Here is a 9,458-nt window from a genome sequence, read left to right on the forward strand (position 1 = left end):
TAGTTAATTTCTCAATATAGTTTATGTATATAATTCCATTCAAAGATACATAATATCCACGTAACTATTTAAAAATACATCGTTTTTATATCTAAGTTCAAAAAGGAGCTATATAACATGGATAAAAAAAATCTATTAAGTCAACAACTTGATCATGTGTCATCAGATGCGCTGAATACTCCTAGTAAGGCCCAAGAGCAAATGCAAGAAACATCTCAGGGGACACATGATTCAAATAAAAAGGACAGTACTCAAGCTTTACATGGCGAAGATTTACCAATTTCAGACGTATATAGAACAACGAACAAACAGTAAATTTCAAAGGGAAAAATCTTAAGAACGAGTGAACTTAATTCTTTTCCCTTTTCCTATTTAAACTTTTATATGAAACCCGTACACATTTTTGACACATCCACTATCACAACATCCTGAAAATTCGTGATAATATTAATTTGTCGAATACGCCAAATTTCGACATTGCACGACAACAATATCTCCCTTATTGAATCCCTGTCCCCCAGGGATTTCTCCTTTTATTCATTATTTTTCGCTTCACTAAATTTTCATTCTTAACAAAATTCAATCCCTCTATTGAATAGACATGCCACAGTATCCTATTTTGATAAAACTATAAAACAAACAGACATACTTGCCACTAATAGTAGATTTTTTAACTTCAAATTTACTTTTTTTCTCGTATCTTTTTGTGAACATTAAAAATGAGCTCTATTTACATAGAGCTCATTCGTAATTTTATAGTTTGCTAGACTGTAGTCCTTGAATAAAGGGTACTACTTCAGGATTTACTAGTGACGATAAATCGCCTAACTCTTTTCCTAAGTAGGCTGCTTTAATAACACGTCGCATTACTTTAGAATTACGTGTTTTTGGTAAATCCTCCACAACGTGAATATCTTTTGGACATAATGCTTTTCCGATATGAGAATTTACTAAACTCATTAATTCTTTCTTTAATTCTGCTGTAAATATTACACCGTCTCGTAATACTACAAAGCAATGACAAACTTCACCTTTTACATCGTCAGGCACACCAATTGCTGCTGCTTCTATTACATTATTATGCTTTACAAGAATAGATTCATATTCAGCCGGGCCAATTCGTTTACCTGCAATATTTAACGTATCATCTGAACGTCCTGTTATGATATATTGTTCACCGTCATAAATAACCCAATCCCCATGAACCCATTTATTTTCAAAGCGTGACCAATAAGTATTTACATATCGCTCATCATCTTCCCAAAAACTTTTCGTCATACCTACCCAAGGTTTTTCTAAACATAATTCTCCGACTTCATCACGAATAGGTTTACCTTGATTATCAAGTACAATCGCTGCCATTCCTGGTAAAGATGCGTTAAAACTAATCGGTGCAATTGGCTTAATAAGGACGTTTCCAAAAATCCCTCCAGAAATTTCAGTTCCTCCTGAATAGTTACAGATTGGGACGTTTCCTTTTCCAACTGTTTCAAATAACCACATCCAAGGGTCTGGATTCCAAGGTTCTCCTGTTGATGCGAATACTTCTAAACTCTTGAGCGAGTGTTTATTTACATATTCATCACCTTTTGCCATTAACGCACGAATTAATGTTGGTGAAATACCGAGATGTGTAATTTCATATTTATCGACTGTCTCCCATAAGCGGTCTGCTTCTGGAAAGTCTGGGACACCTTCGTACATAACCATCGTTGCGCCATTAATTAAAGAGCCGAATAGTAAAAATGGTCCCATCATCCAGCCCATATCAGTTACCCATAATACGCGGTCGCCTTGTTTTATATTCATTCCAAATCCTGCATCAAATGCAGATTTTAGCGGAAAACCAGCATGTGTGTGTACTGTTCCTTTCGGCTTACCAGTTGTTCCTGATGTATAAATGAGCATTAATGGATCATCACTATGCATTTCCTCAGCATGTATAAATGGTTTTTCTTTTTCTAACGTACTCCATGAAAAATCGTAATTATGCGGTGTAAAATCATTTCCTGCATGCCGAACAATTACCACCTTTTCAACAGTTGGACAATGTTCACAAGCTTTATCTACTTCATCTTTTAAAGAAACAATTTTGCCTCGGCGTGAAAATCCATCTGCGGTAATAATCATTTTTGAACCCGCTGCTTGTACACGTGTCATTACTGCATCAGACGCAAAGCCTGAGAATATCGGTGAAATAATCGCTCCAATTTTCATTACTGCTAACATAGCAACAACTGTTTCAGGAATCATTGGCATATAAATTGTTACACGATCACCTTTCTCAATACCAGCGTGTTTCAAACCGTTCGCAACACGGCTTACCCAACTGTCAAGCTCTTCATATGTAAATGATTTAGAAGTTCCATTTTCCCCTTCGTACATAAGTGCTGGCTGTCTTTTCGTTTCGTCATCAGCAAGCCAGCGAGATAAAGCAGATTCTACAACGTTACAAGTGCCCCCAGTGTACCACTGTGCAAATGGTGTACCATTTCCTAAATCTAACACTTCTGTATATGGTTCCATCCACTGATAACCAACTGCTTTCTCAGCTTCTCCCCAAAACCACGCTGTTTCTTCAATTGACTTATTATAAAAAGCTTCGTAATCTTCATAGCCTAATGATTTCATCCAACTATATAAACGCGTTTTTTCTTTATACTCTTCTGTTGGAAACCAAACTGCTTGTTTCAATTTTTTCCCCTCCTTGACTTTTTGAGCAAGAAAGCCCTAAATAGGGCTTTTAAACTGGATATACAGGATGTTTACGATCCGTGAATACTTGATATTTACTCATATACATTTCGAATCGTCCTTTTAATTCTTCACGTAAGTTATTTGGATGAACAATACCATCAATCACCATCTCTGATGCTAAATGGTAAATATCAATATCTTTCTTATACTCTTCACGTTTTTCAGCAATGAAGCTTGCACGTTCTTCTTCTGGTAAAGCTGCAATCTTATTTGCATATACAGCATTGACCGCTGCTTCTGGACCCATTACTGCAATAGAAGCTGTTGGTAATGCTAAGCAGCAATCTGGTTCAAATGCTGGACCTGCCATAGCATATAAACCAGCTCCATACGCTTTTCGAACGACGATAGAAATTTTCGGTACAGTTGCTTCACTCATTGCAGAAATCATTTTTGCACCGTGACGAATAATTCCGGCACGTTCTACTTTCGTACCAATCATAAATCCAGGTACATCTGCAAGGAATAATAATGGAATATGGTATGCATCGCATAAATTTATAAACTTCGCTGCTTTATCAGCTGAATCGTGGAATAATACGCCGCCCTTCATACGCGGCTGATTTGCAATAATGCCAATTGGCTTACCATCAATACGTGCTAAACCTGTAATTAGCTCTTGAGCAAATAATTTTTTCACTTCAAAGAAAGAACCTTCATCAATAATTCTGTTAATGAGATCTTTCATATTGAAAGGAGCATTTTGATTTTCTGGAATGATTTGTTCTAACGTTTTATCGAACTGTTTCGGCTCTTGAGGTGTAATCAATGGAGTCTTTTCTAGGTAGTTACTTGGGAAATATGAAATGTATTGTCTTGCTTGCGTAATTGCATCTTCTTCTGTTTTACATAAAACATCTCCGCATCCTGATACTGAGCAATGCATACGTGCTCCGCCCATTTCTTCTAAAGTTACCTTCTCGCCGATAACCATTTCAGCCATACGAGGAGATCCTAAATACATAGATGCATTTCCTTCAACCATCATAACAACATCACAAAATGCTGGAATATACGCACCACCAGCCGCTGAAGGTCCAAATAACAAACAAATTTGCGGAACTTTACCTGATAATTTCACTTGATTATAAAAGATTCTTCCTGCACCGCGGCGCCCAGGGAACATTTCAACTTGATCTGTAATACGTGCCCCAGCAGAGTCAACTAAATAAAATAACGGTACACGTAATTTCTCAGCCGTTTCTTGAATACGTAAAATCTTTTCAACTGTACGTGATCCCCATGATCCAGCCTTAACTGTTGAATCATTTGCCATTACGCACGCAGTACGACCATGTATTTTACCAGTTGCAGTTACAACACCATCAGCTGGTAATCCTGTTTGTTCACAATTTGCAAATAATGCATCTTCTACATATTCACCATTATCAAATAAAAGAGCTAAACGATCTCGAACAAAAAGTTTTCCTTTTGCTTTGTTTTGTTCATGATATTTCGGTGCCCCACCTTGCTTAATTGTTTCAACTCGTTCTTCAAATGAATTAGATTGTTGTTTTTGGTCTAACATACTTACTCCCCCTTATACATTGGTTTGCGTTTTTCCTTGAATGCCTGTAATCCTTCTAATCTATCTTTCGTATGGATTACGCCCTCATACGCTTGTTTTTCCATTTGTAATCCGGTATGTAAATCTACTTGAATACCATTTGAAATTGCTTCTTTTGCTAATCGAATGGCAATTGGACCATTATTAGCAATTCGATCTGCAATTTCAATTGCTTTCTCTTCTAGTAAATCAGCTGGTACTACGAATTCTACTAAACCATATTCTTTCGCTTCTTGCGCCGAAATACGTCTTCCTGTATAAATTAATTCTTTCGCTCTACCAACTCCAATTAATCTAGGTAAGCGCTGAGTACCACCTGCCCCAGGTATAATTGCAAGGGAAGTTTCAGTAAGTCCTAGACTTGCAGTGTCAGAAGCAATTCTAAAATCACAAGCTAAGCTTAATTCAGTACCTCCACCAAGTGCGATTCCATTAATAGCAGCGATAACTGGTTGTGGTAATTGTTCAACCATCTCCATAGTAGAACGAATCATACCCACAGCATGGCGAACTTGTTCTTCATTCATGCCAGCTCGCTCTTTTAAATCAGCACCAGCGCAAAAAGCTTTTTCACCAGCCCCTGTTAAAATAACAACGCGCGTATTTGATTCTTCGTTTATTTGAGTTAATATAGTTTGTAATTCTTCTAATAATGCCAAAGATAATGAGTTTGCTTGTCGTTCACGATTTAACGAAATCTTTACAACGTGCGGTGTAACATAGTCAACGGAAATGTTTTGTAATTGTAGCATCTTCTCACCTACTTATCGTTTTATGTTGAAGCGCTCTATACACATGACTCGGTAATTGGATATTTAACTTACTTTGAATAAATTGACTAGCTCTCAATAACTTTTCTTCGTCTATATTTGTTTGGATACCTAACTTATGGAGCATATGTACTAAGTCATCAGTAGCAACATTGCCCGATGCTCCTGGTGCATAAGGACATCCTCCTAGTCCACCACAAGAACTATCAAACGTTGTAATACCATGTTCTAAAGACTTAACTACGTTTGCAAGTGCCATTCCATACGTATTATGAAAATGCATCGCAAACTGAGAAGCATCGTATTTTTTTAATAAATGCTCTAATACTTGCTCTACTTGTAACGGATTTGCTACACCGATTGTATCCCCGAGAGAGATTTCATAAATGCCGTATGAAAATAGTTGATTACATATTTCGTCAACTGCTGCGACACTTATATCTCCTTCATAAGGACATCCAAATACAGTAGAAACATAGCCCCTTACCTTTTTCCCTTCGAATGTTGCCTGTTTTGTTATATCTTCAATGACAGCCAATGCTTCTTTAACTGATTTATTAATATTACTTTTATTATGAGACTCACTTGCTGATAAAAAAACATTCACCTCATCTACATTTTGCAAAAAAGCTCGTTCCAAACCATTTTGATTTGGAACAAGCGCTGCATATGTAACATTTGGATCCCTTTTTAGCTCAGAAAACACATCACTTGCATCTGCTAATGCAGGAACCCATTTAGGGTGAACGAATGAGGAAACTTCAACGTACGATAATCCCGCTTCTGTAAGTAGTTGAATCCATTTTACTTTATCTTTTGTGCCAACAATCTTTTTTTCATTCTGTAAGCCATCACGTGGCCCGACTTCTTTAATGACAGCAAAATTAGGTAGTTTCAATTCGCTTCCCCCTATATCTCCCTATTCAATTTCTAGTAATACATCTCCTTCATTTACAAAATCGCCTTCTTGTACGTTAATTTTCATAACGGTTCCGGCTTCTTCTGAAATGATTGGAATTTCCATTTTCATAGATTCCAAAATGACGACATCCTGCTCTTCCTCTACTGTGTCTCCTACTCCTACAACAATTTTCCAAACATTTCCTGCCATCGATGCATATACTTTCGTCATCATTTTTTCCCCCTTAATATTCATAACTCTTATTTTTTAACAAGTTGTTTCGTTACGAAACTCGTTGTATAAATACCACTTTTGAACACATCGTCTTCTAATACTTGTAGTAGCATCGATGTATTCGTTTTAATACCTTCTACTTTTAACTCTTGCAACGCATCCTGTAATTTTGAAATCGCTTCTTCACGAGTTTCTCCATGAGCGATTACTTTCGCAATCATTGGATCATAGAAAGGTGTAATCGTTACTTGATTCTCTAAGAAGTGATCGATACGTACATTTGACGGTAATGTTAAATCTGTAATTTTCCCAGGTGATGGGAAGAAAGTTTTCGGATCTTCTGCATAAATACGAGCCTCGATGGCATGACCACTACGTTTTACATCATCTTGTGTAAATGATAGTTTCTCACCATATGCGATAAGTAATTGTTGTTCAACAAGGTCTAACCCAGTAATTTCTTCTGTAACCGGATGTTCTACTTGTAATCTCGTATTCATTTCTAAGAAATAAAAGTTCTTTTGATCATCTACAAGAAACTCAACTGTACCAGCATTCGTATAACCAAGAGCTTTAGCAGCTTGTACAGCAACTTCTCCCATCGCTTTTCGTGTGCCTTCATCTAAAAATGGTGAAGGAGCTTCTTCAATCACTTTTTGGTTTCGGCGCTGTACTGAACATTCTCGTTCCCATAAATACACTGTATTACCATGTGTATCTGCTAAAAGCTGAATTTCAATATGGTGTGCATCAGCTATATAGCGCTCTAAGTACATTTCTCCGTTACCGAAGAAATTTTGTGCTCTTGTTTTGTTACTTTCAAATGCTTTGGTGAGCGTTTGCTCAGTTTCCATCAACTGCATTCCAATGCCTCCGCCGCCCGCGGATGCCTTAAGCATTAATGGATAACCAATTTGTTTTGCAATTTCAATTGCTTCTTCAGCAGTTTCAATATTTGTAGTAATACCTGGAACTACTGGTACATCTGCTGCTTGCATTGCTATACGTGATTCAATTTTACTTCCCATCTTAGTAATGATTTCTTCTGAAGGACCGATAAATACGATTCCTTCTTCTTTACAGCGAATCGGAAAAGATGGATTCTCTGATAATAATCCGTACCCCGGATGGATTGCTTCAGCATTTGTTTTCTTAGCAATTTCAATAATTTTTTCAAGGTTTAAATAGCTTTCTTGGACACGTGGGCCACCTACTAAGTAAGATTCATTTGCCATTTTTACATGAAGGGCATTTTCATCAGCCTCAGAATAAATAGCAACAGTGCGGATGCCAAGTTTTTGACAAGTTTTCATAATACGAACTGCGATTTCCCCGCGATTAGCAATTAATATTTTTTGAAACATAGTGATTCCTCCTTTTTATCTACATCCTAAATGTCTTGCAATTACGAGACGTTGAATTTCAGAAGTTCCTTCACCAATTTCTAAAAGTTTTGCATCACGAATATATCGTTCAACTTCATATTCACGCATGTAGCCATATCCACCATGAATTTGTACTGCATGATTCGCAATACGACTAGCTGCTTCAGATGCAAACAACTTTGCCATAGCCGCTTCTTTACCGAAAGGTTTATCATTATCTTTTAACCAAGCTGCTTTATGTACTAAATTACGCGCTAATTCCACTTCAGTCGCCATATCAGCCAATTTAAATTGAATCGCTTGGAAATTAGAAATCGTTTTTCCAAATTGTTGACGTTCTTTCGCATATTGCAATGCACGTTCAAATGCAGATTGTGCAATACCTACTGCTAATGCTGCGATTGAAATACGTCCTCCATCAAGTGTATATAAGAATTGTTTAAATCCTTTATTTACATCACCAAGAATATTTTCTTTCGGTACACGCACACCATCAAGTACGATTTCACAAGTATTAGAAGCACGAACACCCATCTTATCGTAAGGGCTTGAAATCGTTAACCCTTCACTAGTAGTCGGTACGATAAATGCAGAAATACGTTTCCTACCATTGTCTTCAACACCGTTGATAGCGGTTACAATAATTGTATTTGCATACTCTGCATTTGTGATCCAACACTTTTCGCCACTAATCACATATTCATCGCCATCTAAAATTGCTTTCGTTTGTGTGCCCCCTGCATCAGATCCAGCGTTTGGCTCTGTTAATCCGAAAGCACCTAATGTTTTACCTGATGCCATTGGAACTAAATACTTTTGTTTTTGTTCTTCTGTACCGAAATAATAAATTGGAGAAGCACCTAATGAAATTGTTGCAGCGTAACTTAAGCCTGTACCACCACAAGCGCGACCAATTTCTTCAACTGCTAACGCGTACGATACTGTATCGCCACCTGAACCTCCATACTCTTCCGGGAATGGGATGCCTAATAATCCTAGTTCGCCCATTTTTTGAAATGTTTCATATGGAAATTCCGCAGTTTTGTCATAATATACAGCTTTCGGTGCGATTTCCTTTTCAGCAAAGTCACGTACCATTTCTTTAATCATTTGTTTTTCGCGAGTTAGAGTAAATTCCATTCCGCTACACACCCCTTATCGAATATTGAGTTTCGACAGCATGCGAGTTTGTACTACAAACATTACTTCTTAAAAGACAAAAATATTAGTTAGACAATTGCTATAATTCTGTCATAACTTAATTTTAAAACAGATTCTGTACTATTGCACAAAAAAATTCCTACATTGTTCTACAACAACATAGGATATTTCGTGTCGAATTATGTATTTTTTTGTTTAATAATATCTTTATCTTTTCCTAAATCAGAAATTTTCACTATCGTTTCAGGGGATGGTTCGAAATATGTTTGTTTTATTACATAGTTTTCATCAAATCGCATTGCCCACGATTTTAAAATAGTAATCAAACGACTAAGTGTTTTTCTCTTCCCTGCATATTTATGAACTACCTCTAGCAATGCTCATGCTATTTTTAAACTGTGTTTTATAATACCCGAAAATATGCTCACATACATTTCAATTTGATAAATAGCGCGGCGTATGCATTAATAACTAATTAAAAATCTTCCCATGATTTTCAAACACTACCTTTTACGTTAGTAACATTACATCCTAATTCTTTATCTTTCACTTTGTTATAGGATCTTTAATCAAGTTATAAATTTAAATGGCATTCATATTTCAATTAATTTTTAACGTTTTAAAATGTGCGATTGTTAAAAGGCTTTTAAAGAAATGTTCCCGAATAATAAAATTCGACAATC

At 36.5% G+C, this 9,458-nt stretch carries 9 protein-coding genes; 1 reads left to right on the top strand and 8 read right to left on the bottom strand.

Going from position 1 to position 9,458, the window contains the following annotated elements:
* Positions 1-117: 117 nt before the first annotated feature.
* Positions 118-315 carry a hypothetical protein gene (locus KI356_RS20290; RefSeq protein WP_212936275.1) on the top strand — a complete coding sequence of 66 codons (198 nt, stop codon included), beginning with the start codon at positions 118-120 and terminating at the stop codon, positions 313-315.
* Positions 316-753: 438 nt separating this feature from the next.
* Here the strand turns inward: KI356_RS20290 and KI356_RS20295 are convergent, their stop codons facing one another.
* The 8 genes from KI356_RS20295 to KI356_RS20330 all read right to left on the bottom strand — a co-directional run bounded on the left by KI356_RS20295 (position 754) and on the right by KI356_RS20330 (position 9,152).
* Positions 754-2,694, bottom strand: coding sequence for an AMP-binding protein (locus KI356_RS20295; RefSeq protein ID WP_212936276.1), 1,941 nt, complete (start codon positions 2,692-2,694; stop codon positions 754-756).
* Positions 2,695-2,743: 49 nt separating this feature from the next.
* A complete protein-coding gene (locus tag KI356_RS20300; RefSeq protein ID WP_000886740.1) occupies positions 2,744-4,285 on the bottom strand; it encodes an acyl-CoA carboxylase subunit beta in 1,542 nt (513 codons plus the stop codon).
* Between the two features lie 2 nt (positions 4,286-4,287).
* Entirely contained in the window at positions 4,288-5,076 is a 789-nt protein-coding gene (locus tag KI356_RS20305; protein WP_128280075.1) for an enoyl-CoA hydratase, read from the bottom strand.
* Positions 5,077-5,080: 4 nt separating this feature from the next.
* The gene (mvaB, locus tag KI356_RS20310; RefSeq protein WP_212936277.1) at positions 5,081-5,992 is read right to left on the bottom strand and encodes a hydroxymethylglutaryl-CoA lyase; all 912 of its coding nucleotides are present in this window, start codon (positions 5,990-5,992) and stop codon (positions 5,081-5,083) included.
* A gap of 21 nt (positions 5,993-6,013) precedes the next feature.
* A complete protein-coding gene (locus tag KI356_RS20315; RefSeq protein WP_001987345.1) occupies positions 6,014-6,229 on the bottom strand; it encodes an acetyl-CoA carboxylase biotin carboxyl carrier protein subunit in 216 nt (71 codons plus the stop codon).
* Between the two features lie 26 nt (positions 6,230-6,255).
* Complete coding sequence (locus tag KI356_RS20320; RefSeq protein WP_098542102.1) at positions 6,256-7,593, bottom strand: acetyl-CoA carboxylase biotin carboxylase subunit; 1,338 nt, start codon at positions 7,591-7,593, stop codon at positions 6,256-6,258.
* Between the two features lie 15 nt (positions 7,594-7,608).
* Positions 7,609-8,754 (bottom strand): acyl-CoA dehydrogenase, encoded by a 1,146-nt coding sequence (locus tag KI356_RS20325; protein ID WP_002110003.1) that lies wholly within the window; start codon positions 8,752-8,754, stop codon positions 7,609-7,611.
* A gap of 200 nt (positions 8,755-8,954) precedes the next feature.
* On the bottom strand, positions 8,955-9,152 hold the full coding sequence (locus KI356_RS20330; protein WP_238486212.1) for a DUF1722 domain-containing protein: 198 nt from the start codon (positions 9,150-9,152) through the stop codon (positions 8,955-8,957).
* Positions 9,153-9,458 lie beyond the last annotated feature (306 nt).

This window comes from Bacillus hominis, from assembly GCF_018332515.1.
Lineage (GTDB): Bacteria > Bacillota > Bacilli > Bacillales > Bacillaceae_G > Bacillus_A > Bacillus_A hominis.

Excerpts from the sequence above, each read along its gene's own strand:
- KI356_RS20300 (WP_000886740.1), bottom strand. The coding sequence starts at position 4,285 with ATGTTAGACCAAAAACAACAATCTAATTCATTTGAAGAACGAGTTGAA.
- KI356_RS20305 (WP_128280075.1), bottom strand. The coding sequence starts at position 5,076 with ATGCTACAATTACAAAACATTTCCGTTGACTATGTTACACCGCACGTT.
- KI356_RS20320 (WP_098542102.1), bottom strand. The coding sequence starts at position 7,593 with ATGTTTCAAAAAATATTAATTGCTAATCGCGGGGAAATCGCAGTTCGT.
- KI356_RS20290 (WP_212936275.1), top strand. The coding sequence starts at position 118 with ATGGATAAAAAAAATCTATTAAGTCAACAACTTGATCATGTGTCATCA.
- KI356_RS20315 (WP_001987345.1), bottom strand. The coding sequence starts at position 6,229 with ATGATGACGAAAGTATATGCATCGATGGCAGGAAATGTTTGGAAAATT.
- KI356_RS20325 (WP_002110003.1), bottom strand. The coding sequence starts at position 8,754 with ATGGAATTTACTCTAACTCGCGAAAAACAAATGATTAAAGAAATGGTA.